General features: G+C 69.6%; 23 protein-coding genes and 4 tRNA genes. 20 read left to right on the top strand and 7 right to left on the bottom strand.

The features are described 5' to 3' along the window. Window positions 1-47: 47 nt before the first annotated feature. Window positions 48-548 (bottom strand): YajQ family cyclic di-GMP-binding protein, encoded by a 501-nt coding sequence (locus tag FU260_RS19710; protein ID WP_147918592.1) that lies wholly within the window; start codon window positions 546-548, stop codon window positions 48-50. 98 nt (window positions 549-646) lie between these two features. Between FU260_RS19710 and FU260_RS19705 the strand changes: the two genes are divergently transcribed. From FU260_RS19705 to FU260_RS19680, 6 genes are all read left to right on the top strand, one after another. Further along, window positions 647-727: transfer RNA gene (locus tag FU260_RS19705), tRNA-Tyr, on the top strand. Window positions 728-900: 173 nt separating this feature from the next. Then, window positions 901-973 (top strand) — tRNA-Thr (locus tag FU260_RS19700). Between the two features lie 48 nt (window positions 974-1,021). Then, window positions 1,022-1,095, top strand: a tRNA-Met gene (locus FU260_RS19695). A gap of 49 nt (window positions 1,096-1,144) precedes the next feature. Continuing rightward, window positions 1,145-1,315 carry a 50S ribosomal protein L33 gene (gene rpmG, locus FU260_RS19690; RefSeq protein WP_147918591.1) on the top strand — a complete coding sequence of 57 codons (171 nt, stop codon included), beginning with the start codon at window positions 1,145-1,147 and terminating at the stop codon, window positions 1,313-1,315. A gap of 4 nt (window positions 1,316-1,319) precedes the next feature. After that, a complete protein-coding gene (locus FU260_RS19685; RefSeq protein WP_147918590.1) occupies window positions 1,320-1,769 on the top strand; it encodes an FAS1-like dehydratase domain-containing protein in 450 nt (149 codons plus the stop codon). After that, complete coding sequence (locus FU260_RS19680) at window positions 1,769-2,191, top strand: MaoC family dehydratase (protein ID WP_147918589.1); 423 nt, start codon at window positions 1,769-1,771, stop codon at window positions 2,189-2,191. The genes FU260_RS19685 and FU260_RS19680 overlap by 1 nt, the downstream gene beginning before the upstream one ends. A gap of 109 nt (window positions 2,192-2,300) precedes the next feature. Here the strand turns inward: FU260_RS19680 and FU260_RS19675 are convergent, their stop codons facing one another. Next, window positions 2,301-3,341 (bottom strand): LacI family DNA-binding transcriptional regulator, encoded by a 1,041-nt coding sequence (locus FU260_RS19675; protein WP_235912398.1) that lies wholly within the window; start codon window positions 3,339-3,341, stop codon window positions 2,301-2,303. A 143-nt stretch (window positions 3,342-3,484) separates the two neighbouring features. Here FU260_RS19675 and FU260_RS19670 point away from each other — a divergent pair, with 143 nt between their 5' ends. Together FU260_RS19670 and FU260_RS19665 are read left to right on the top strand one after the other, a co-directional pair. Then, window positions 3,485-4,750 carry an MFS transporter gene (locus FU260_RS19670; protein ID WP_147918587.1) on the top strand — a complete coding sequence of 422 codons (1,266 nt, stop codon included), beginning with the start codon at window positions 3,485-3,487 and terminating at the stop codon, window positions 4,748-4,750. Further along, on the top strand, window positions 4,734-5,828 hold the full coding sequence (locus FU260_RS19665) for a UDP-N-acetylmuramate dehydrogenase (RefSeq protein ID WP_147918586.1): 1,095 nt from the start codon (window positions 4,734-4,736) through the stop codon (window positions 5,826-5,828). The genes FU260_RS19670 and FU260_RS19665 overlap by 17 nt, the downstream gene beginning before the upstream one ends. Before the next feature lie 187 nt (window positions 5,829-6,015). On the opposite strand, the gene FU260_RS19660 is transcribed toward FU260_RS19665, so the two are convergent. Further along, a complete protein-coding gene (locus tag FU260_RS19660) occupies window positions 6,016-6,762 on the bottom strand; it encodes an esterase/lipase family protein (RefSeq protein WP_147918585.1) in 747 nt (248 codons plus the stop codon). Window positions 6,763-6,881: 119 nt separating this feature from the next. Between FU260_RS19660 and FU260_RS19655 the strand changes: the two genes are divergently transcribed. Together FU260_RS19655 and FU260_RS19650 are read left to right on the top strand one after the other, a co-directional pair. Then, a complete protein-coding gene (locus tag FU260_RS19655) occupies window positions 6,882-7,601 on the top strand; it encodes a hypothetical protein (RefSeq protein ID WP_147918584.1) in 720 nt (239 codons plus the stop codon). After that, the gene (locus tag FU260_RS19650) at window positions 7,594-8,322 is read left to right on the top strand and encodes a hypothetical protein (protein WP_147918583.1); all 729 of its coding nucleotides are present in this window, start codon (window positions 7,594-7,596) and stop codon (window positions 8,320-8,322) included. The genes FU260_RS19655 and FU260_RS19650 overlap by 8 nt, the downstream gene beginning before the upstream one ends. A gap of 25 nt (window positions 8,323-8,347) precedes the next feature. Here FU260_RS19650 and FU260_RS19645 read toward each other — a convergent pair whose 3' ends face one another. Continuing rightward, window positions 8,348-9,391, bottom strand: a complete 1,044-nt coding sequence (locus tag FU260_RS19645) for an adenosine deaminase (protein ID WP_147918582.1) — start codon at window positions 9,389-9,391, stop codon at window positions 8,348-8,350. A gap of 91 nt (window positions 9,392-9,482) precedes the next feature. Between FU260_RS19645 and FU260_RS19640 the strand changes: the two genes are divergently transcribed. Both FU260_RS19640 and FU260_RS23905 read left to right on the top strand, forming a co-directional pair. Next, complete coding sequence (locus tag FU260_RS19640; RefSeq protein ID WP_147918581.1) at window positions 9,483-10,763, top strand: phosphotransferase; 1,281 nt, start codon at window positions 9,483-9,485, stop codon at window positions 10,761-10,763. A 19-nt stretch (window positions 10,764-10,782) separates the two neighbouring features. Further along, the gene (locus FU260_RS23905) at window positions 10,783-11,295 is read left to right on the top strand and encodes a hypothetical protein (RefSeq protein ID WP_187368413.1); all 513 of its coding nucleotides are present in this window, start codon (window positions 10,783-10,785) and stop codon (window positions 11,293-11,295) included. Between the two features lie 396 nt (window positions 11,296-11,691). Here the strand turns inward: FU260_RS23905 and FU260_RS19630 are convergent, their stop codons facing one another. The 3 genes from FU260_RS19630 to FU260_RS19620 all read right to left on the bottom strand — a co-directional run bounded on the left by FU260_RS19630 (window position 11,692) and on the right by FU260_RS19620 (window position 14,183). Beyond that, entirely contained in the window at window positions 11,692-11,877 is a 186-nt protein-coding gene (locus FU260_RS19630; RefSeq protein ID WP_187368417.1) for a hypothetical protein, read from the bottom strand. 186 nt (window positions 11,878-12,063) lie between these two features. Further along, window positions 12,064-12,723, bottom strand: coding sequence for a response regulator transcription factor (locus tag FU260_RS19625; protein WP_147918580.1), 660 nt, complete (start codon window positions 12,721-12,723; stop codon window positions 12,064-12,066). Next, window positions 12,720-14,183, bottom strand: coding sequence for a sensor histidine kinase (locus tag FU260_RS19620; RefSeq protein ID WP_244951250.1), 1,464 nt, complete (start codon window positions 14,181-14,183; stop codon window positions 12,720-12,722). Before FU260_RS19620 ends, FU260_RS19625 begins: the two co-directional genes overlap by 4 nt. A gap of 253 nt (window positions 14,184-14,436) precedes the next feature. On the opposite strand from FU260_RS19620, the gene FU260_RS19615 reads away from it, so the two are divergent. The 8 genes from FU260_RS19615 (at window position 14,437) to rpoB (ending at window position 22,566) form a co-directional block, all read left to right on the top strand. Continuing rightward, window positions 14,437-14,509: transfer RNA gene (locus tag FU260_RS19615), tRNA-Trp, on the top strand. Between the two features lie 52 nt (window positions 14,510-14,561). After that, window positions 14,562-15,191 (top strand): preprotein translocase subunit SecE, encoded by a 630-nt coding sequence (gene secE / locus FU260_RS24265; protein WP_244951249.1) that lies wholly within the window; start codon window positions 14,562-14,564, stop codon window positions 15,189-15,191. Window positions 15,192-15,259: 68 nt separating this feature from the next. Then, entirely contained in the window at window positions 15,260-15,958 is a 699-nt protein-coding gene (gene nusG / locus FU260_RS19605; protein ID WP_147918579.1) for a transcription termination/antitermination protein NusG, read from the top strand. A gap of 98 nt (window positions 15,959-16,056) precedes the next feature. Next, a complete protein-coding gene (rplK, locus tag FU260_RS19600) occupies window positions 16,057-16,485 on the top strand; it encodes a 50S ribosomal protein L11 (protein WP_147918578.1) in 429 nt (142 codons plus the stop codon). 80 nt (window positions 16,486-16,565) lie between these two features. Beyond that, window positions 16,566-17,249: a 50S ribosomal protein L1 gene (gene rplA, locus FU260_RS19595; RefSeq protein WP_147918577.1), complete on the top strand. Its 684-nt coding sequence runs from the start codon at window positions 16,566-16,568 to the stop codon at window positions 17,247-17,249. A 398-nt stretch (window positions 17,250-17,647) separates the two neighbouring features. Beyond that, window positions 17,648-18,175 (top strand): 50S ribosomal protein L10, encoded by a 528-nt coding sequence (gene rplJ / locus FU260_RS19590; RefSeq protein ID WP_147918576.1) that lies wholly within the window; start codon window positions 17,648-17,650, stop codon window positions 18,173-18,175. A 75-nt stretch (window positions 18,176-18,250) separates the two neighbouring features. Further along, window positions 18,251-18,640, top strand: coding sequence for a 50S ribosomal protein L7/L12 (gene rplL, locus FU260_RS19585; protein WP_147918575.1), 390 nt, complete (start codon window positions 18,251-18,253; stop codon window positions 18,638-18,640). Window positions 18,641-19,047: 407 nt separating this feature from the next. After that, window positions 19,048-22,566, top strand: a complete 3,519-nt coding sequence (gene rpoB / locus FU260_RS19580; protein WP_147918574.1) for a DNA-directed RNA polymerase subunit beta — start codon at window positions 19,048-19,050, stop codon at window positions 22,564-22,566. The last annotated feature ends 56 nt before the right edge of the window (window positions 22,567-22,622 follow it).

Here is a 22,622-nt window from a genome sequence, read left to right as displayed (position 1 = left end):
CGGCCCCGGTGCGGCCGCGCCCACTCCGCGCCCGCCCGCGCCCGCGGCTACCGGCGGTTGGTGAACTGCAGTGCCGCGTCGATGTCCGCGCCGGAGAGCAGCGCGATCACGTCCTGCAGGTCGTCCCGCTTCTTCGAGGACACCCGCACCTCGTCACCGGTGATCTGCGTCTTGACTCCCTTCGGGCCTTCGTCGCGGACCAGCTTGGTGATCTTCTTCGCATTCTCGCTGGACAGTCCCTCCTTCAGGGTGCCCGCCAGCCGGTACTCCTTCCCGGAGGGCTGGGGCTCGTCCTCACCGGTGTCGATCGCCTTGAGCGAGACGCCCCGGCGGATCAGCTTGGTCTGGAACACGTCCAGGATCGCCAGCACCCGGTCCGGAGCGTTGGCGACCATCACGATCGCGTCCTGCCCACTCCACTCGATCGAGGCACCCACGCCCCGGAAGTCGTACCGCTGGGAAATCTCCTTGGCGGTCTGGTTGAGCGCATTGTCGACCTCCTGCCGGTCCACTTTGCTCACCACATCGAACGAGGAATCGCTGGCCACTGAGATCTCCTTCACATCTAGCCACCGCCGGAGCTCGGCGATGTCACGGACTGCCGCTGAACTTGGTATTGTTCCATCCGGTCCCATGGATCACCCCCGGCGGGTTGCCCGAGCGGCCAAAGGGAGCTGACTGTAAATCAGCCGCGCAAGCTTCGCAGGTTCGAATCCTGCACCCGCCACCGGAACCGACGTGGGGCGCCTCGATGAGGCGTCTCGGCGTCTGTTCCGACCGACCGAGACTCACCTCCAGGGCAGTACCATCGCCTCGGGAGTGGTTCCGGTCACAGAAGCGCCTCGAGGGGCCGCTGCGATTTCGTCTCCGGGCGGCTGAGCATGTACCCTCGATCCCGCTGCCCCGATAGCTCAGTCGGTAGAGCGTCTCCATGGTAAGGAGAAGGTCTAGGGTTCGATTCCCTATCGGGGCTCTGGTCTGTAAAGGTGCCCGTCAGCAGGGCGGGCCCTTCGCAGGACGCGGCGGGGTAGCTCAGTCGGTCAGAGCGCACGACTCATAATCGTGAGGTCGCGGGTTCGAGCCCCGCCCCCGCTACACCACCAGCGCCGCCGCACCATCCGAGTGCAGATCGTGAGGAAGACCAATGGCCACCAAGTCCGCGGACGTCCGTCCGAAGATCACCCTTGCCTGTGACGTGTGCAAGGAGCGCAACTACATCACCAAGAAGAACCGGCGGAACAACCCCGACCGGCTCGAGCTGGCGAAGTACTGCCCGCGCTGCAACGCCAAGACCAACCACCGCGAGACCCGCTGAGGGTATGACCGCGGTCAGCACCGACTACGTAGGGCGGGAGTTCCACGGAACCCCGCCCTACGCCGTCTCCCGGGTGAAGATCGGCGAGTTCGCCGCCGCTGTGGGGGCGAGTGACCCGGTACACACCGACCCGGAGGTGGCCAGGGCCGCAGGGCACGAGGATGTGCTCGCGCCGCCGACCTTCGCGGTGGTGGTCGCTCAGCGCGCCGAGGCGGAGTACATCGAGGACCCCGGCGCGGGTATCGACTTCTCCCGGGTGGTGCACGCCGAGGAGCGGTTCGTCTACCACCGACCGATCGTGGCCGGAGATCTGCTGCACACGTCCGTGCACGTGGACTCGATCACCACCCGGGGCGGCATCTCGATGGTCACCACCCGTACCGAGATTGCCGACGACGGCGCAGCCCCGGTCTGCACCGTCACCTCCACTCTCGCTGTGCGAGGGGAGGGCTGATGGGCGCGCTCGAGGCGTCCTCGACCGTCGGTACCGAACTGTTCGCGGTGACTCACGCCGTGGACCGCGCCCGGCTGGTCCGCTATGCCGGTGCGTCCGGGGACTTCAACCCGATCCACTGGAACGAGCGGTTCGCGCTCGAGGTCGGCCTGCCCGGGGTGATCGCCCACGGCATGCTCACCATGGGCCTGGCTGCTGGGGCGCTCTCCGACTGGCTGGACGACCCGGCCGATCTGCTCTCCTACGGGGTGCGGTTCACCCGTCCGGTAGTGGTGCCCGACCCCGATGCGGCGGAAGTGGACATCGTCGCCGTGGTCGGCGCCGTCGACGCCGATGCCGGCACCGCGCGGGTGGACCTGAAGGTCACGGTGAACGGTGCCAGCGTGCTCGGCAAGTCCCAGGCGCAGGTCCGCCTGCACTGACGAGTGCCCGCTACCCGGCCGCCGAGTGGACAAATTGTGTTCCCTGGGAGCGCTGGGGGCAACGGATGTGGTCCAGTCGCGGCGTGGAGGTTGTTGGGGCGCAGGGGCGTCAGGAGGTCCGCGGCGCCGGCCCGGTGGTCGTACCCACCCGCAGCGTGCAGCCCAGCGTCACCGAGCGAACCTTCTCACCCGCGGCCAGCCGGATCGCTGCCTGCGCCGCCCGCCGGCCCTTCTCCTCGATCGGCTGGCACACCGAGGTCAGCTCGTGCCCGGCCAACCAGGGCAGGCTGGCGCCGTCGAACCCGGCCACCGACACGTCCTGCGGCACCCGCAGCCCGCGCTCCCGCGCCGCCAGCACCACTCCGGCGGCGAGCAGGTCGCTCATCGCCACCACCGCCGTCGGCCGGGGCGTGGCCGCCAGCACCGCATGCCCGGCGCGGATTCCCTCCTCCACCAGTGACCCCGTGGTCTCCTCCACTGCCATCGGCTCGATCCCGGCGCCGAGGATGCCGGCCATCCGAGCCGCGGTGTAGGGCACCTTCGCGCGGGGCGCGGTTGCCAGGTCGATCGGCCCCTGGCGGCGGCGGTTGCTCCAGCCGAGGGTGAGCACCGCCACCCGCTGATGGCCGAGCGTGCGCAGATGCTCGGCGAGCGCCGCCATCCCCGCCTCGTCCTCCACCAGCACCGAGCTGACGCCACGAGCGGTGGAGTCCACCCGCACCATCGCGATACCTCGGCGGCGCAGGGTCCGGGCCGCATCACCAGCGGAGACGCTGAGCAGCACCGCCGCATCCATCGCCGAGTGCGTCAGCAGCCGGGCACCGGCCGGCTCCGAGGGCAGCAGCAGGACCCCCATCCCTTCGGCAGCGAGCGTGGTGGCCAGCCCGTCCAGGGTGCCCAGCGCCACCGGATCCCGGAACCGGGCGCGCAGGTCCCCACCCACCACCACCCCGATGATCCCGCTGCGGCCCCGGCGCAACGACTGTGCCACCGGGTTCGGGCCGGAGTAGCCGAGCCCGGCAGCGGCATCGAGCACCTTCTGCCGGGTGGCCGCGGAGATCGGACCGGCACCGGAGAACGCCAGCGACGCCGTCGACAGCGACACCCCGGCGGCACGGGCCACATGCGTCAGCGTGACGCGTTCGCTCACCGTCACTCTCCTCTCGACCTCGGCTGCGGCGGGTTGACCCCGCTCGGGCTGAGTCGCACCATAGTCCAGGGGCCGCCTGGTCCTCCGCCCGCCGCGGGCTTCTGCCGCCGGCCGCGGCCCACCCCACGGACGAAAGCGCCGCGATGTCCACCACCACCGCCTCTGCGCGTCGTGCTGCCGCCGTGGTGTTCGCCACCTTCGTGCTGAACGGGTTCACCTTCGCGAACTGGCTCTCCCGCATCCCGACCATCCGCGACGAGCTCTCCCTGCGCGAGCGCGACCTGGGGCTGATCATCGTGGTCGGCTCGCTCGGCTCCGTCCTCTCCCTGCCGCTGTCCGGGCGCGTGATCGCCCGAATCGGCGCCCGGGCCACCGTCCTGGTCGCCGCCATCCTGGCCACGGTCGGCCTGGGGCTGGCGGTGACCGGGGTGGCCTCCGGTCTGCCGCTGCTGCTCACCGCCGGGTTGTTCGTGACCACGATGGGAATCGGTGGCTGGGATGTGGCGATGAACTTCGCCGGTGCCCGGGTGGAGCAGGCCCTCGGCCGCGCGATCATGCCCGCTTTCCACGGCGGCTTCTCCATCGGCACGGTGCTCGGTGCCGCGCTCGGCGCGGTAGCGATGCGCTTCGGCATCGGTGTCCCGCTGCACGTGATGACCGTGGTGGGGCTGGCGTTGGTGGCGGTGATCGTCCTCGGCCGCGGTTTCCTCCCGGAACCGCCCGCCGAGCCCACCCCCGACGGCGCAGCGCAGCACAGCGCGCACACCTCCTTCGCGCGGGTCTGGCTGGAGCCGCGCACCTTGATGGTGGGCCTGGTGGTCCTCGCGGCCGCCCTGACCGAGGGGGCGGCCAACGACTGGCTCGCACTCGCCGTCGTGGACGGCTTCGACGTGCCTAACGATGTGGGCGCGAGCGGGTTGACCATCTTCCTCATCGGGATGACCGTGATGCGCTTCCTCGGCACCTGGTTGTTGGACCGGTTCGGGCGGGTGACGGTGCTGCGGCTGTGCACGGCGCTGGCGATCGTCGGACTGGCGGTGTTCTGCCTGGTGCCGAGCATGCCGGTGGCCCTGGCTGGCGCGGTGCTGTGGGGGATGGGTGCTGCACTCGGCTTCCCGGTCGGGATGAGCGCCGCCTCCGATGAACCGATGAAGGCCGCCGCCCGGCTGTCCGTGGTCTCCACGATTGGGTACACCGCGTTCCTGGTCGGGCCCGGGGTCCTCGGCCTGCTCGCCGATGTGGTCGGCACCCGCAGCGCCCTGCTGGTGATCCTGGTGCCGCTGGTGGCTGGCCTGCTGGCGATCCCCGCAGCGCGGCCCCCGCAGACCGCAGAGCAGACGGGTGCGCCGACCAGCCCCACGGCCGGGCCTGCGAGTCGTAGAGTGGCAGGTCATGAGGACGGCCACTGAGCAGGAGACGGTGACAGCCACGCTGGCGCAGTTGACGACCCTGCGGGTGGGCGGTCCGGTGCGCTCGCTGGTGTCGGCCGAGTCCGAGGAGGAGCTGATCGCCACGATCGCCGCCGCGGACGCCGAAGGCGTCCCGCTGCTGGTGCTCGGCGGCGGTTCTAACGTCCTCGCCGCGGACCAGGGGTTCGACGGCGTGGTGGTGCGCGACGCGCGGCGCGGCATCAGCGTGGAGACCGCGGACTCCTGCGGTGGCGCGGCGATCCGGGTGCCGGCCGGGCAGGTCTGGGACGATGTGGTGCTGCGCGCAGTGGCCGAGGGCTGGCGGGGGATCGAGGCACTCTCCGGGATCCCGGGGAGCACCGGCGCCACCCCGGTACAGAACGTCGGCGCGTACGGCCAAGAGGTGGCCGAGGTGATCTCCTCGGTGCGCACCTGGGACCGGGCTGCCGGCCGGGTGCGCACCCTCGCCCGGTCGGAGCTGGGCTTCGGGTATCGCTCCTCGGTGCTCAAGGAGTCGCTCGCTGACGACGGCGCCGGCCGGGCGTGGCGGCCCACACCTCGCTACGTGGTGCTGGATGTCGGCTTCCAGATGGTGCTCGCGGATACCTCGGCGCCGGTGCGCTACCCGGAGCTGGCCAGGACGTTGGACGTGGAGCTGGGGGAGCGGGCGCCGTCGGCCGAAGTGCGCGAGGCGGTGCTGGCGCTGCGCGGCGGTAAGGGGATGGTGCTCGACCCGGCCGATCACGACACCTGGAGTGCCGGGTCGTTCTTCACCAACCCGATCCTCCCGGCTGCCGAGGCGGACCGGCTGCCGGCCGATGCCCCGAGGTTCGAGGCCGGCAGCGGCCGGGTGAAGACCAGCGCAGCGTGGCTGATCGCCCGTTCCGGGTTCGAGAAGGGGCACGGCATGCCGGGTCCGGCAGCGTTGTCCACCAAGCATGTCCTCGCCCTGACCAACCGCGGCGGGGCGAGCACGGACGAGCTGCTCCACCTGGCCCGCGAGGTTCGCGACGGTGTGCGCACCACCTTCGGGGTCGAGCTGGTCTGCGAACCGGTGCTGGTGGGCGTGCGGCTCTGAGCTGCACGCCGATTCTGGCCGGAGCAGCGAGGTCGGTACACGTGGCGTTGGCCGGTACACGTGGTGTTGGCCGGCATGCGTGCGTTGGCCGGCATGCGTGCGTTGGCCGGCACGCGTGGCGTTGGCCGGCACGTGTGCGTCGCCCGGCACTGGCCGGCACGTGTGCGCTGGCCGGCACGCGGCGTCGCTACCCCTCCTGGTAGCTGCGGACTGCGGCCACGATCGCGTCCTGGGTGTGCCGGTCGCCGAGGATTCGGAAGTGCCCGACCGCCGGTACCTGTACGTTCCGGGCCGTCAGCAGCTCGCTGCCCCCGGGGATGTGCGGGTCCCACGACGTGTACAGCGACGTGATCTGCGCGTCCACAGCGCGCTGCTCGGCCAGCGCCCGCAGCGCTCGCGGGGAGAGGGCGCGCACCGCCCGCACCGGCATGAACGTGGCATAGGCCGAGCCCCGGAACGGGGTGTTCACCGCCACCAACCCGAGCACCCGCGGCCCGGGCCGCGCATCGCCCGCACCGGCCTGTGCACCGTAAGTGACGCCGTCGGCCCGGTCCAGCAGCACCTGCTTACCGATCAGACCACCCTTGCTGTGCGCCACCAGCACCACCTCGCGCGCGGCCAGCGTGCGCAGGTTCGCCGCCACCATGTCCGCACCACTGCGCACGCTGCGATGGTTGAGGCCGAGCTCGCGCACCACGTGCACCGGGTGGCCCGCGTCCAGCAGCCGCTCCGCCAGCGGTTCGAGGAAGCGCCATGACTCGTAGATGCCCGGGATGAGCAGGACCGGCACCTGGGTGCCGGAGGTGGCCCCGGAGGTGGCCCACTCGGGTGCCGGGCGGATCAGTCCGGCACCGATCTGCCGGACGGCGTAGGCATAGTCCGCTGCCCACGCTCCGCCCCGGCGTGCTGCAGTGGTGATCCGGGACGCTCGCACCGCTCCACCGTAGCCGTGCTGGATGGTCGGCCGGCGCTGGCGCACGCCAGATGTCGGCGCTGTGGGAGGGACAGTTGTGCCCATCGACGGCGCGGACTCGCCCTGGCAAGGTTCGGGACATGGCGCGTTCTATCGGCTTCAAGGTCGCTATCGGTTCCGGGATCCTCGTGGTGCTGCTCGTCGTCGTGGGCGTGGTGGTGCTGGTGATCGGCAGCTCGGCCTCCTGCGCCTGCTCGATCCCACCGAACGAGGAGGACGCGATCGCCACCGCGCAGGAGTACGTGGCCGGGGTGGACGAGGCACCGGAGGCGATGCTGGCCGAGGACGCCCAGGCCCCCACGGCTGAGCAGGTGAGCCAGCTCAGCCTGCTCGATCACCCGGACACCACCTGGACCGTGCTCGTCACCGAGCGACCCGACGGTGGCTACGGGCGTTCACCCGCCGAGCGGCTGGTCGTCGGTATCGCACCCGAAGGGGAGGTGGCGGCGCTGGTGGTGCACACCGAGACCGACTACGAGCAGGGCACAGTGGACCCGGCGGTGGAGGCAAGGGAGACCGAGCCGGTGATCGCCCGCTCCGGCCAGTACCCGATCTTCGGCGAGCTGAACGTCGGGATGTCGGACGATGCCCGCGGGCGCCTCGCGGTGGTCCCGCTCGCCGGCGATCCGATCGCGCTCTCGGTGACCGGAAACGGCGGCGCCTGGGCGTATGTCGGTGCGGAGCCGTTGCAGGAGGAGGAGTACCGGTACGTGCGTGGCGGACAGCGCTCGTCGGACGATGCCTGGTGGTTCGGGGCCGCCTGGTTCTCCCCGTCTGATCCGGTCACCGAGGATGACTGAGGCCGCCGGCCGGTGGCGCTGGACCCGGCGCAAGGTCGTCCTGGCCGGTGCGCTCGTGCTGGTCGCCGTCGTGGTCGGAGTCCTGGTGCTGGTGCTCGGCGACTCCGCGGCGTGCGGGTGCTCGATCCCGGAGAGCGACGAGAGCGCCATCGAGACCGCGCAGGAGTACGTAGCCGGGGTGGCCGAGGACCCGGAGGCGATGCTGGCCAGCGGCGCCGAGGCACCCTCCGCAGAACAGGTCGAGCGGCTCAGCCTGCTCGACCAGCCCGGAACCCACTGGGTGGTGCACCTGGCCGAACACCCCGAAGGTGGTGGCGGTGACTCCCCGGCGGAGCGCCTGATCGTCGGGGTGGCGCCTGGCGGCGAGTTCGCCGCCCTGGTGGTGCACACCGAGTCCGACCACCTGTCGGGCACGGTCGACCCGGAGGTGGAGCTGGCGGAGACGGACCCGGTGATCGCCCGCTCGGGGGAGTACCCGATCTTCGGCGACCTCCAGGTAGGAATGTCCGATGACGCCCGCGGGCACCTGACCCTGATCTCGCCCGCCGACGGTGAGCTCGAGCTCTCGGTTACCGGAAGCGGCGGCGCCTGGGCCTACGTCGGTGACGAGCCGCTGACCGACGAGCAGTACCTGTACGTGCGCGGCGGTCACTTCGATGACGGGTGGCGCCTGTTCACCGGCTGGTTCTCGCCGAGCGACCCGGTGCGCCAGGACGCCTGACCAGCGACCGCCGGCCGACTCAGGATCAGTCGCCTGCGGGCTGGGCGAGCCACTCGTCCACCTCGCTGAGGAGCTGCGCCTTCGTGCTCCCCGACGCACGCGAGGTGGTGATCGAGGAGCGGGCCAGATCGGCCAGCTGGCTATCGCTGAATCCGTGCACCTGCCGGGCGGCCTCGTACTGGGCGAGCAGCCGGGAGGAGAACAGCAAGGGATCGTCGGCACCGAGGGCGATCTGCGCGCCGGCAGCGTGCAGCGTGGCCAGGGGGACGTCCGTGGCCCGGGCGTACACCCCGAGGGAGACGTTCGAGGCCGGGCACACCTCGAACGCGATACCGTCCGCCACCAGCCGGTCCAGCAGGGCGGGGTCCTCGGCCGCGCGCACCCCGTGCCCGAGCCGGTCCGGGTGCAGATGGGCCACGACCTCTCGCACATGTCCCGGACCGAGCAGCTCGCCACCGTGCGGCACCAGGGCGAGGCCGGCCCGGGCGGCGATCTGGAAGGCACCGGCGAACTCGGAGGTGTCCCCGCGGCGCTCGTCGTTGCTGAGGCCGTAACCGATCACCCCACCGGGCCCGTCATCGGCGTGCCGTGCCGCCAACCGGGCCAGCGTCCGTGCGTCCAGCGGGTGCCGGGTCCGGGACGAGGCCACGATGATCGCCACCTCCACCCCGGTGGCGGCGCTGGCCTGGCGTGCCGCGTCCAGGACGATCTCCAGCGCCGGGGTGATCCCGCCGACGAACGGGGCGTAGGAGGTCGGGTCCACCTGCAGCTCGAGCCGCCGTGATCCTTCGGCGGCGTCGGCCGCCGCGGCCTCGTGCACCAGCCGACGCATCACCTCCTCCGACCGCACCACGGCTCGGGCGGCGTCATACATCCGCTGGAACCGGAACCAGCCACGCTCGTTGGCGGGCAGCCGGAGCGCCGCATCCGGGGCCACTGCGGCACGGAGGGAATCGGGCAGCGAGATCCGCTGCTGGTCGGCCAGCTCCACCAGGGTGCGCGGGTCCATCGATCCGGTGAAGTGCAGGTGCAGGTGTGCCTTCGGCAGGGCGCGCAGATCTCGAACCACCCGTCCACTGTAGGAGCCCGGACCTGCCCAGATGAGAGCTTTCTCATCTTCGGCTCATGTGCGCCGTGGGTTTCGATGGTGTGATGGGGGCATGTCCAGCCCTGCGCTCGAGCGCGCGACGATCGAGGTACTCACCGGTTCTGACGCCGGTGAGCTGCTCCGCCTCGCCGTCATCGGCTCCGGCCGGGCAGGCGCACCGGGCCGACACGCCTCTCCCGATCCGGACGGGGAGACCATCACCGAGTGGGCCGCCGAGGTGGACTCCGTGCACCACCGGCCCGGTGCCGGGGTGAGCGTCGGATACCGGGTGGGCTACGCCGTCGCCGGGGTGCAGGTGAGCGAATACCTGGTTGCCTCGACCGCTGAGGTCCCGGACGGCCCGGGAGTGGCGGTGCTCCAGGACGGCGTACGGACCGTGCGGGTGTGGCGCCGCGCGCAGGACCCGGTTCTGCCTGGGCTGGAGCAGGCGCTCGATCCGGCCACCGTAGGTGGGTGGTTGCGGGACGTGGGCGTCGGCAACGGCGGCCCTGCGCGGATCCAGCTGCTCAGCTACCGGCCCACCCGGCGCGCAGTGATCCGCGCGAGCGTGGACGGGACGACCTGCTACCTCAAGGTGCTCCCGGAGCGGCGCGCCCGCCGGCTGGAACGGCGGCATCGACTGCTCGAGGCACCGGTGCACCGGGCGCCGAAGGTGCTGGCCCGCCCGCTGCCGACAGTTCTGGTGCTCGCCACCGCTGCGGGGCGTCCGCTGGCCGAGGCGATCGCGGCTGCTCGGAGCCATCCCGGGGACCTGCCTGACCCGCGAGAGGTGGTCGCCTGGTTGGACGAGCTCCCCGCGGGGGTGTTGGAGCTCGGCGCACGGTCCTCCTGGGTGGATCGCGTCGACTTCCACGCGGCTGCCGCCCGCGGCACCCTCCCAGAGGAAGGCGCGCGGATCGATGCGATCGAGACCGGCGTGCAGGACGTGCTGGCCGAGCGGCCCACGTCACCGACGGTCCCGACCCACGGTGACTTCTACGAGGCGAACATCTTCACGGCCGCCGGGAGCGTCAGCGGGGTGATCGACCTGGACTCGCTCGGGCCCGGCGTGCGCGAGGACGATCTCGCCACGCTGCTCGGGCATCTGGCGGTGCTGCGCTCGCTGGCGCCCACGATCTATCCGCACGGGGATGAGCTGGTACTCGAGTGGTTCGAGGTCCTCGCCCGCACCTGCGACCCGGCGTCCCTGGCCGCACGTGTGGCGGGGGTGGTGCTCTCCCTGGTGGCGGGTACCGGACCGGACCAGGCCCGGCAGCGGTTGGCAACGGCAGAGGACTGGCTCAGCCGTGCGCACCACCTGGTGGCTGAAGCGCCGCAGGCAGAGCACAGCTGAGGAACACGACGGAGGAATCATGAGCAAGAACACGACCTGGATGGCCACCGGTGTGCTCGGTGTGGCCGGAGTAGTGGCCGCTGTGCTGGCAACCAGCCCGAGCGGGGCGAGCCCTGCACCCGGTGAGGTGATCGTGGTCACCCCGAGCCCGCAGGTCACCGAGCAGGCGGAAGCGGGCAACGACGGCGGAGCCCGGCCGAGCGAGGAACGCACCTCGGGTGGTCAGTCCGGCAATGGCTCGGGGGAGGGTTCCTCGGGTGATTCCGGCAACGGTGGCTCCGGGAACGGGGGGTCCGGTAATGGTGGGTCCGGTAACGGCGGTTCGGGCAATGGTGGCTCGGGCAACGGCGGTTCCGGTAACGGCGGTTCGGGCAATGGTGGGTCCGGCAATGGTGGCTCCGGCAACGGTGGGTCGGACGATGACGACGCACCGGAGACCGTCTCGCTCGCCTCCCCGGTCTCCGCGCAGAGCGCTCAGACGCCGCAGAGCCCGCAGTCTCCGCCGAGCGCAGACTCGCCGGACGACGACTGATCGAGCCCGCACGCACTCCGCGTGGAAGATGAGAGACCTCTCACCGCCCTGTCCTGGTCCTCTCATCCAGCCGCAGCAGTATCACTAGTGAACGATCCCGCAGGGTGCGGGACCCACAGTCTGAGGAGACGACATGAAAACGCGTACCGCATGGGTTGTGACCGGCGCACTGGGTGTGCTGGGAATCGCCGGCACCGCAGCAGCCGCCGGGTCCGACGGGCTGCCCCAGTCCAACGCCGGCACCACCGCCAAGGTGGCGCAGGCAGCCGGGCCGACGATCGAGGCTGCCCTCGCCGGCGGTGGGAGCGTCGAGGCGACCGCCGATCCGGCCAACGTCGCGTCGGATAGCGCGACGACCGCGATCACCGCACAGTCCGCCCAGACGGCCCAGTCGGCTCAGTCACCGCGGACGCCGAACAGCCCGAACACTCCGGCGAGCCCGAACACTCCGGCCAGCCCGAATACCCCGGCGAGCCCGAACACTCCGGCGAGCCCGAACACGCCGAATACTCCGGCGAGCCCGAACAGCCCGAACACTCCGGCGAGCCCGAACACTCCGAACAGCCCGGCGAGCCCGAACACTCCGGCCAGCCCGAATACCCCGGCGAGCCCGAACAGCCCTGCGAGCCCGCAGAGCCCGAACAGCCCGAACAGCCCGAACAGCCCGCAGAGCGCCCCCTCGGCTGACTCTGGCGACTGACGGTCCTAGTCACCCGCCGGCCCCGGTACTGCCCAGTGCGGTACCGGGGCCGACGTGTGTCCGGAGTGCTACCGGAGCCGGTAGCCCATCCCGCGGACCGTCTCGAACCGGTCCGCGCCGAGCTTCTTGCGCAGGTAGCGCACATAGACGTCCACCACGTTCGATCCTGGGTCGAAGTCGTAGCCCCACACCCGGGAGAGCAGCTGCTCGCGGCTGAGTACCTGCCGGGGGCTGCGCAGGAAGGTCTCCGCCAGGGTGAACTCTCGCGCGGACAGATCCACCTCACGTCCGCCGACGCTCGCCCGCCGAGTGCGCAGATCCAGGGAGAGCCCGTCGTGGCTGAGTACGGTCGAGCCCTCGCCGGTCGGCTCGGCCCGCAGCCGCAACCGCACTCGGGCGAGTAGCTCCTCGAACCGGAACGGCTTGGCCATGTAGTCGTCGGCGCCGCTCTCCAGGCCGGTGACCGTGTCGGTGACCGACGACCGCGCGGTGAGGATGATCACCGGCATCGTCCCACCCTGGCCGCGGATCGTGTTCAGCACGTCGAAGCCATCCCGGTCCGGAAGGCCGAGGTCCAGGATGAGCAGGTCGAACTCGCCGGTACTCGCCAGATCGATCGCCTCGGTCCCGGTGGGTACCACGGTGGGGGAGTAGCCGGCGGAGCGCAGCCCTTTGGCCACGAAGGAGGCGATCCGCTCCTCGTCCTCCGCGATCAGGATCTGGCTCATCGGGTTGTCCTCTCTTCTGAACGTTGCGGTGCCTCGCTGGGCGATAACGGAAGGACGATGCTGAACGTGCTCCCTGCGCCAACAGTGGATTCCAGGTCCACCTGACCACCGTGTGCCTCGGCGATCAGGGACACGATGGACAGCCCCAGCCCGGTCCCGTCGACGGAGGGATTCAAGCGCTCGAACCGTTCGAAGATGCGCGCCTGGTCCTCCGGCTCGATACCCGCACCCTCGTCCCGGACCCACAGCCGCACTGTGCCCGTCGACGGCGAGTACCGCGACCCGATAGCCACGGTCGAGCCTTCGGCGGAAAACTTCACCGCGTTCGAGACCAGCTGCAGCCAGGCCTGGGTGAGACGGCGCGGGTCAGCCTCGACCTGCACGTCGGCCAGCGAGTCCAACACCCAACGGCGTTCACCCAGCGGCTGCGCCTTGGCAAGCACCTCGTCGGTGAGCAGTGCCATATCCACGCCGATCAGGGTGACGAAGTCCGGGCGCCGGGCCTTGGCCAGCGTCATCAGATCCTCCACCAGCAGGTTCATCCGGTCCACCTCGTCCAGGACCAGCGCCTGGGTGTCCGCGGCATCGGCTGCGTCGGTGGGGTCCATCAGCTCCAGATGACCCCGCACCACGGTGAGGGGCGTACGCAGCTCGTGACCGACGTCGTCGAGGAGCTGACGCTGGGAGGCGAACGTATGCTCCAGCCGAGCGAACATGCCGTTCACCGTCTCGCTCAGTGCAGCAAGATCGTCCTTCCCGGTCACCGGGACCCGGCGGGACAGGTCGTCGGAGGAGCTGATCTCGGCAGCCGTAGTGCGCAGCACAGTGACCGGGAGCAGCATCCGGCCCACCACGAACCAGCCGATCACGGTGATCCAGACCAGCGCGACCACTGCCACCAGCGCATAGGTGCCGAAGGTGTTGTTCAGCTGGGCGAACTCGGCGTCCAGGTCGAAGGCGAGCACCACCGCACCGTCGGGCCCATCGCCACCACTCTGCACCGGGAGCCCGAGCACGCGATAGCTGCGCTGGTCGGTGTCCACCGTCATGATGTCGGCGCTGGACCAGGTACTCACCGGAGCCACCGCGGCCAACAGCTCGGGGTCGTCCTGGATCCGGAAGGACGTGAATACGCTCGGAACCTGGGACAGCTCGGCGCCCATGAATCCGGCCACCGCTTCGTTCTCCGCCGGCACCACTCGGCTCAGCGCGGTGCGCAGGACCGCCTCCACCGACGCGAACGGGTCCCCGGTCGCGGGGTCCACCCCCTGTTCGTGCAGGGTGCGGATCTCGTCCGCGTTGCGCAGGAGCGACTCGTCCATCACTCGGGCGGTGTGGTCGCGCTCCAAGGAGTAGGCCGTCATCCCGGCTGCGGCCATCGCCAACGCAGCCAGACCGATGAGGGCGGCGAGGGCACGCGTGCGCACACTCATCCGCCACTGACGATCCTTCGAAGCCATATCAGCCATTATCGGTGTCAGCGCGCGCAGATACGGCCATTCCCACCCGCCCGCGTCTCGCGAACGTTCTCGGCCGAGGCTTCGTCGCCGAATTTCCCCCGCACGGGCGGGCGCCGGCTTCAGCTGGGGTGCGGACTCGCGTAGGGTGGTTCGACCTGGCCGTCGATGTCCCGTACACTCGGTGTCCGGTGGTTGACGTCCGCCACGCTGGTTTGTGCCCATCGGCCCGGATCACCGGCGGCGTTCACTGCAAAGGGTAGTGGCGCAATTGGTAGCGCACCGGTCTCCAAAACCGGCGGTTGTGGGTTCGAGTCCCTCCTACCCTGCACCTCACCTCAGCACCCCACCCGCAGTCATCGAGCCAACGAAAGCAGTTCTGTGAGCAAATCCACGAGTGCCGACTCGGGCGAGCCCGAGGACCACGGCCGTGGCGACGCTGCTCCAGAAGGGGCAGAAGGCACAGACCAGCCGCAGGCTGATGGCCTGGTTGGCGACGACGCGACAGAGGCCGACGCCGCCGCTGCCGACTCGAAGAAGGCTGAGCCAGCAGGCGAGTCGAGCGAGGCGGAGAAGTCTGAGCCCGCGGACGAGGCCAAGGGCGCGGAGAAATCTGAGTCCGCTGACAAGAGCAAAGACGTAGCCGCCGCAAAGAGCTCCGGCAGCACCCGCAGCACCTCGGTGCGCAGCACCCGCTCGGCGCGCGGCTCAGGTGGTTCCTCGTCCGGTCGGCCCACCTCGGTCCGTGCCGCTGAGGGGGGTAAAGGCAGGGCGACGACGTCGCGAGCAGAGGCCGAGGCGGCGCGCGCCACGCGCCCGAACGTCTTTGCCCGGATCGTCCGGTACGTCCGGGAGGTGATCGCCGAGCTTCGCAAGGTGGTCACGCCGACCCGGAACGAGCTGTTCACCTACGCAACTGTGGTGGTGGTCTTCCTGATCATCATGATGGCCTACGTCGGTGCCCTTGACTACGGTATTGGACGCCTGGTGCTGTGGGCGTTCGGCGGCTGACGAGCCACCACCGCCAGCACTACGGACCATCGAGAGACGACATCGGATGAGGGAAGCAGGTCGAGCACGTGTCTGAAGACGCCCAGGCCCAGGATGAGGTGACCTCCACCGAGGAGGTGACCGACGCCGTCGAGGCCGAGCAGGCGCCCGCGAGCGAGGCTCCCGTTGAGGACCCGGTCGCAGCGTTCCGCACCGAGCTGCGGAGCCTGCCCGGCGAGTGGTACGTGATCCACTCCTACGCCGGCTACGAGAACCGGGTGAAAGCCAACCTCGAGTCCCGGATCCAGTCCTTGAACATGGAGGACTACATCTTCGGCGTCGAGGTGCCGATGGAAGAGGTCGTCGAGATCAAGAACTCGGTGCGCAAGCTGGTGCGCCGGGTGCGGATCCCCAGCTACGTGCTGGTGCGGATGGACCTCACCGACGAGTCGTGGGGCGCGGTGCGCCACACGCCGGGGGTCACCGGTTTCGTCGGGAACACCCACCAGCCGGTGCCGCTCACCCTGGACGAGGTCATGTCCATGCTGGCCCCGACCATCGAGGCCAAGACGCCGGCCGCGACCGGGGCTGCCCCGGCCAGTGCGCCCGCGGTGCAGGTCGAGTTCTCCGTGGGCGAGTCGGTCACGGTGACCGACGGGCCGTTCGAGACCCTGCCCGCCACCATCTCCGAGATCAACGCCGAGAGCCAGAAGCTCAAGGTGCTGGTCTCGATCTTCGGCCGCGAGACTCCTGTCGAGCTGTCGTTCAACCAGGTCGCCAAGATCTGACCGGCTCCACCAGAGCCAGAACCTGACCGGGCAACCGCCCGGTTATGCAACCGGGTCATCGCCCACGGCGTGGGCCCACCACCAGAAAGAGTCACAGCATGCCCCCCAAGAAGAAGGTCACCGGCCTGATCAAGCTCCAGATCCAGGCCGGCGCCGCGAACCCCGCACCGCCGATCGGCCCCGCGCTGGGTCAGCACGGCGTGAACATCATGGAGTTCTGCAAGGCCTACAACGCCGCTACGGAGTCCCAGCGCGGCAACGTGGTCCCGGTCGAGATCACCGTCTACGAGGACCGCTCGTTCACCTTCATCACCAAGACCCCGCCGGCCGCTGAGCTGATCAAGAAGGCCGCCGGCGTGGCCAAGGGCTCGGGCACCCCGCACACCACCAAGGTCGGTTCGCTGAACATGGACCAGGTGCGCGAGATCGCCGAGACCAAGATGACCGACCTGAACGCCAACGACGTGGACGCCGCCGCGAAGATCATCGCCGGCACCGCCCGCTCGATGGGTATCACGGTCAACTGAACCCCCGGCGCCACCCGGCGTCGACGTGGCAGGGTCCGCGCGGACCCGTACCACAACTGCTGAGAACCAAGGAGAAGCAGATGGCAACGCGCAGCAAGACGTATCGCAAGGCCGCCGACCTGGTGGACCGCGACGAGCAGTACACCCCGGCCGAGGCCGTGGCGCTGGCGAAGAAGACCGCCGGTACCAAGTTCGACTCCACCGTCGAGGTGGTCTTCCGCCTCGGTGTGGACCCGCGCAAGGCGGACCAGATGGTCCGTGGCACGGTGAACCTGCCGCACGGCACCGGCAAGACCGCCCGCGTGGTGGTGTTCGCTACCGGCAACCGCGCCGAGCAGGCGATCGAGGCCGGGGCCGACGAGGTCGGCGGCGACGAGCTGATCGAGAAGGTCGCCGGGGGCTACACCAACTTCGACGCGGCCGTGGCCACGCCGGACCTGATGGGCAAGGTTGGCCGGCTGGGTCGTGTGCTCGGCCCCCGCGGGCTGATGCCGAACCCGAAGACCGGCACCGTGACCATGGACGTGACCAAGGCCGTCACCGACATCAAGGGCGGCAAGATCGACTTCCGCGTCGACAAGCACGCCAACCTCCAGTTCATCATCGGCAAGGCGTCCTTCTCCGAGGAGGCGCTGCTGGAGAACTACGCGGCCGCACTCGACGAGGTGCAGCGCCTGAAGCCGTCCTCGGCCAAGGGTCGCTACATCAGCAAGGCCGTGCTCTCCACGACGATGGGCCCGGGCATTCCGCTGGCCACCGCCTGACGGAGCTCACCCAGTTCGACCGACGGCCCGGTTCCCGCGACGGGAGCCGGGCCGTCGGCATCCCACCCGGCCCACCCCCGGGGTCGTCCTGTCAGGGGTGCGCTATGGCGCACTCCTCACCTGACGACCCGGGGCGAGGTGGGGGAGGGGTGGTGTGAGCAGCCTCTCAGGCTCGCGATTTTGACGGCGCAGCCCGGCCGGGTAGAGTAACCATCGCCTCAGACCGCCGGTCGCCCGTCGCTAGACGGGGGTTAAGCCCGCTCAGCGGGGCCAGCGCAGGTGAACGTGACTGACTCTCTCCCGGCAAGTTCCGCCGTCGTGAGCAACTCAGGCCCCGTGCATCTGCGCGGGGCCTTCTTTTGTGGGTCCGGCCGCGGCACATCACGGAAGGAGGGCTCATGGCACGGCCTGACAAGGCAGCGGCAGTTGCCGAGCTGACGGAGAAGCTCCGCCAGTCCACGGCTGCTGTGCTGACTGAGTACCGCGGGCTCACAGTCGCCCAGCTCAAGGAGCTGCGCACCGCCCTCGGCAGTTCCACCCAGTACGCCGTGGTGAAGAACACGCTCACCAATCTTGCGGCCAAGGACGCCGGTATCGACGCGTTCGACGGCCAGCTGACCGGTCCGACCGCCATCGCCTTCATCGACGGTGACCCGGTCGAGGCGGCCAAGGGACTGCGTGACTTCGCCAAGGCCAACCCGGCCCTCGTCGTCAAGGGCGGGGTGATGGACGGCAACGCCATCACCGCCGGCGACATCACCAAGCTCGCGGACCTCGAGTCCCGTGAGGTGCTCCTGGCCAAGGCCGCGGGCGCCATGAAGGCCAAGCTGCACCAGGCGGCTTACGTCTTCAACGCGCCGGCTTCCAAGGCCGTGCGCACCATCGAAGCCCTGCGGGAGAAGCAGGCGAACGAGGCAGCGGCCTGACGGCCCTGGTTCGACCACCCACCACTGCTTCTCGCGCATCTGCGCAAGCAGGACCAACAGGAAGGAACGCCGATCATGGCGAAGCTCAGCACTGACGAGCTCATCGATGCTTTCAAGGACCTCACCCTCATCGAGCTCTCGGACTTCGTGAAGCAGTTCGAGGAGACCTTCGAGGTCACCGCTGCTGCCCCGGCGGCCGTGGCCGTTGCCGGTGGCGCCGCCGCCGGTGGCGACGCCCCCGCCGAGGAGGAGCAGACCGAGTTCGACGTCGTCCTCGAGAGCGTGGGCGACAAGAAGATCCAGGTCATCAAGGAGGTGCGTGCCCTCACCAGCCTCGGCCTGAAGGAGGCCAAGGACCTGGTCGACGGTGCGCCGAAGCCGGTTCTCGAAGGTGTCGACCAGGAGGCCGCGGACAAGGCCAAGGAGGCCCTCGAGGGCGCCGGCGCCACCGTCACCCTCAAGTGAGCCAGGCGAGGACCGCAGCTGCGGGACTCGCCGAAGGCAACACGCCGTAGCGCCACGACGACGAGGCCCGCACCCGAGACGGTGCGGGCCTCGTTGCGTGACTAGGCTGAACTGCCGCACGATACCGGAGCGCCTGCGGCGCACACCGGTCAAGTCGCCACCCGAATCCCACCGGCCCGCCGTGGCCCGGCCAACCGGCCGAGCCGCCGCCCGCCAACGCGACCCGGCGCCCCTGACGCTGGACAATGCTCTGCAATGTGAGTATGCTGTCGCTTTGCGCTGTCGTCTGCCCCAGCACCCATCGTCGGATCACGAACTTCGCCATGCCACGCGTCGAGCGAGGTCCGAAGAAGCGTGCTGTGGTGACGTGAGCGTGTGTGCACACAATTCGTAGGGAAGGACCCCTCTTGGCTGCCTCGCGCACCCCTTCTGCTCCGACCACCGACGCCATCACCCAACGTACCGCCTCTCGCCGGGTCTCGTTCGCGAAGATCCACGAGCCCCTCGAAGCTCCCGACCTCCTCGGGCTGCAGCTGAACAGCTTCGACTGGTTGCTCGGCAGCGAGGCGTGGCGCGCGCGGGTGGCTGAAGCGGTCGAAACAGGCAATAACGACGTCACCACCACTTCTGGCCTGGAGGAGATCTTCACCGAGATCTCCCCGATCGAGGACTTCGGGGCGACGATGTCGCTCTCCTTCCGCGACCACCGCTTCGAGCCGCCGAAGTACCCGGCCGAAGAGTGCAAGGAGAAGGATTTCACCTACTCCGCACCGCTGTTCGTGACGGCGGAGTTCGTCAACTACACCACCGGCGAGATCAAGTCGCAGACGGTGTTCATGGGCGAGTTCCCGCTGATGACCGACCGCGGCACATTCATCATCAACGGCACCGAGCGCGTGGTCGTCTCTCAGCTGGTTCGGTCCCCGGGCGTGTACTTCGAGCGCACTCCGGACAAGACCTCGGACAAGGACGTCTTCACCGCGAAGGTCATTCCCTCTCGCGGCGCCTGGCTGGAGTTCGAGATCGACAAGCGTGACGCCGTCGGTGTGCGCGTGGACCGCAAGCGCAAGCAGTCGGTGACCGTGTTCCTCAAGGCGCTCGGCATGACCGAGTCGGAGATCCGCGAGGAGTTCGCGGACTTCCCGACCGTGCTGGAGACCCTGGAGAAGGACACTGTCGGCACCCAGGACGAGGCGCTGCTGGACATCTACCGGAAGATCCGCCCGGGTGAGCCGCCCACAGTGGAGGCCGGGTCGGCGCTGCTGGACAACTTCTACTTCAACTCCAAGCGCTACGACCTGGCCAAGGTGGGGCGCTACAAGATCGACAAGAAGTTGGGTGTGGACGCCGAGCTGGACGAGTCGGTGCTCAGCCTGACCGACGTCGTCGCCACGATCAAGTACCTCGCCGCACTGCACAAGGGCGAGCGCACGATCGCCGGCGTCCGCCACGGCGAGCCGATCGAGGTGCTGGTCGAGACCGATGACATCGACCACTTCGGCAACCGCCGCATCCGTGCGGTCGGTGAGCTGATCCAGAACCAGGTGCGCACCGGGTTGTCCCGGATGGAGCGCGTGGTGCGGGAGCGGATGACCACGCAGGACGTTGAGGCGATCACGCCGCAGACCCTGATCAACATCCGGCCGGTGGTGGCCTCCATCAAGGAGTTCTTCGGCACCAGCCAGCTCTCCCAGTTCATGGACCAGAACAACCCGCTCGCCGGGTTGACCCACAAGCGCCGGCTCTCCGCGCTCGGCCCGGGGGGTCTCTCCCGTGACCGTGCGGGTATGGAGGTCCGGGACGTGCACCCCTCGCACTACGGCCGGATGTGCCCGATCGAGACCCCGGAAGGCCCGAACATCGGCCTGATCGGCTCGTTGGCCACCTACGCCCGGATCAACCCGTTCGGGTTTGTCGAGACCCCGTACCGCAAGGTGATCAAGGGCAAGGCGACCGACGACGTCGAGTACCTCACCGCGGACGACGAGGACCGGTACGTGATCGCCCAGGCGAACGCACCGCTGACCGAGTCCGGCGCGTTCGCCGAGGAAACAGTGCTGGTCCGCACCCGTGGCGGAGAGGCAATCGACGTGCCCGCCGAGGACGTGGACTACATGGACGTCTCGGCACGGCAGATGGTCTCCGTGGCGACCGCGATGATCCCGTTCCTGGAGCACGACGACGCCAACCGCGCCCTGATGGGTGCGAACATGCAGCGCCAGGCGGTGCCGCTGGTCCAGTCCGAGGCCCCGCTGGTGGGTACCGGGATGGAGCGGCGTGCCGCAGTGGACGCCGGTGACGTGATCGTGGCGACCAAGCCCGGTGGGGTCACCGAGGTGTCCGCCGACGCGGTTCTGGTGGCCAACGACGACGGCACCTCCAGCACCTACCGGGTGCAGAAGTTCCAGCGTTCGAACCACGGCACCTGCTACAACCAGCGGGTGCTGGTGGACGAGGGCGCCCGGGTCGAGGTGGGCTCGGTGCTCGCCGACGGTCCGGCCACTGACGAGGGCGAGCTCGCTCTCGGCCGGAACCTGCTGGTGGCGTTCATGTCCTGGGAGGGACACAACTACGAGGACGCGATCATCCTGTCCCAGCGACTGGTGCAGGACGACGTGCTCTCCTCGATCCACATCGAGGAGCACGAGGTCGACGCTCGGGACACCAAGCTGGGCCCGGAGGAGATCACTCGGGACATCCCGAACGTCTCCGACGAGGTGCTTGCCGACCTGGACGAGCGCGGCATCATCCGCATCGGTGCCGAGGTCGGGGCCGGCGATGTGCTGGTCGGCAAGGTCACCCCGAAGGGTGAGACCGAGCTGACCCCGGAGGAGCGGCTGCTGCGCGCGATCTTCGGTGAGAAGGCGCGCGAGGTGCGCGACACCTCGCTGAAGGTCCCGCACGGTGAGTCCGGCACGGTGATCGCAGTCCGCGAGTTCAACCGCGACGAGGGCGACGAGCTCCCCCCGGGCGTGAACCAGTTGGTCCGCGTCTACATCGCTCAGCGCCGCAAGATCACCGACGGCGACAAGCTCGCCGGCCGGCACGGCAACAAGGGCGTCATCTCCAAGATCCTGCCCGTCGAGGACATGCCGTTCCTCGAGGACGGCACCCCGGTGGACATCATCCTGAACCCGCTGGGCGTGCCCGGCCGGATGAACGTCGGCCAGGTCCTGGAGACACACCTGGGCTGGGTCGCCAAGCAGGGCTGGGACGCCGGCATCGCCGACGCGAAGAAGGGCAAGCTCCCCGCCTGGGCGGAGAACCTGCGCCCGGAGGCCCTCACCGGTGAGCCCGGAACCCCGGTAGCCACCCCGGTGTTCGACGGTCTGGCCGAGCACGAGCTGCGCGGGCTGCTGGAGTCCAGCACCCCCACGCGTGACGGCGACCAGCTGGTGGGCGTGAACGGCAAGGCGAAGCTGTTCGACGGCCGCTCCGGCGAGCCGTTCCCGTCCGAGATCGCGGTCGGCTACATGTACATCCTGAAGCTGCACCACCTGGTGGACGACAAGATCCACGCTCGCTCCACCGGGCCGTACTCGATGATCACCCAGCAGCCGCTGGGTGGTAAGGCGCAGTTCGGTGGCCAGCGCTTCGGTGAGATGGAGGTGTGGGCACTGGAGGCCTACGGCGCCGCGTACGCGCTGCAGGAGCTGCTCACCATCAAGTCCGACGACGTCCCCGGCCGGGTCAAGGTCTACGAGGCGATCGTCAAGGGCGAGAACATCCCCGAGCCGGGCATCCCCGAGTCCTTCAAGGTGCTCATCAAGGAGATGCAGTCGCTGTGCCTGAACGTCGAGGTGCTCAGTTCCGACGGCACCTCGATCGAGATGCGCGACACCGACGAGGAGGTGTACCGGGCTGCAGAGGAGCTCGGTATCGACCTTTCCCGCCGCCCCGACGCGAGCAGCGTCGAAGAGATCTGAGCCGCGCCGTGCTGCCCTGCGGCGCCGCCTCTCGGCGGCCCCGGGGCGGCATGGCG

This window comes from Ruania zhangjianzhongii, assembly GCF_008000995.1.
Lineage (GTDB): Bacteria > Actinomycetota > Actinomycetes > Actinomycetales > Beutenbergiaceae > Ruania > Ruania zhangjianzhongii.
Note: the sequence above shows the minus strand (reverse complement) of the source record. Positions and strands in the feature narration are given on the sequence as shown.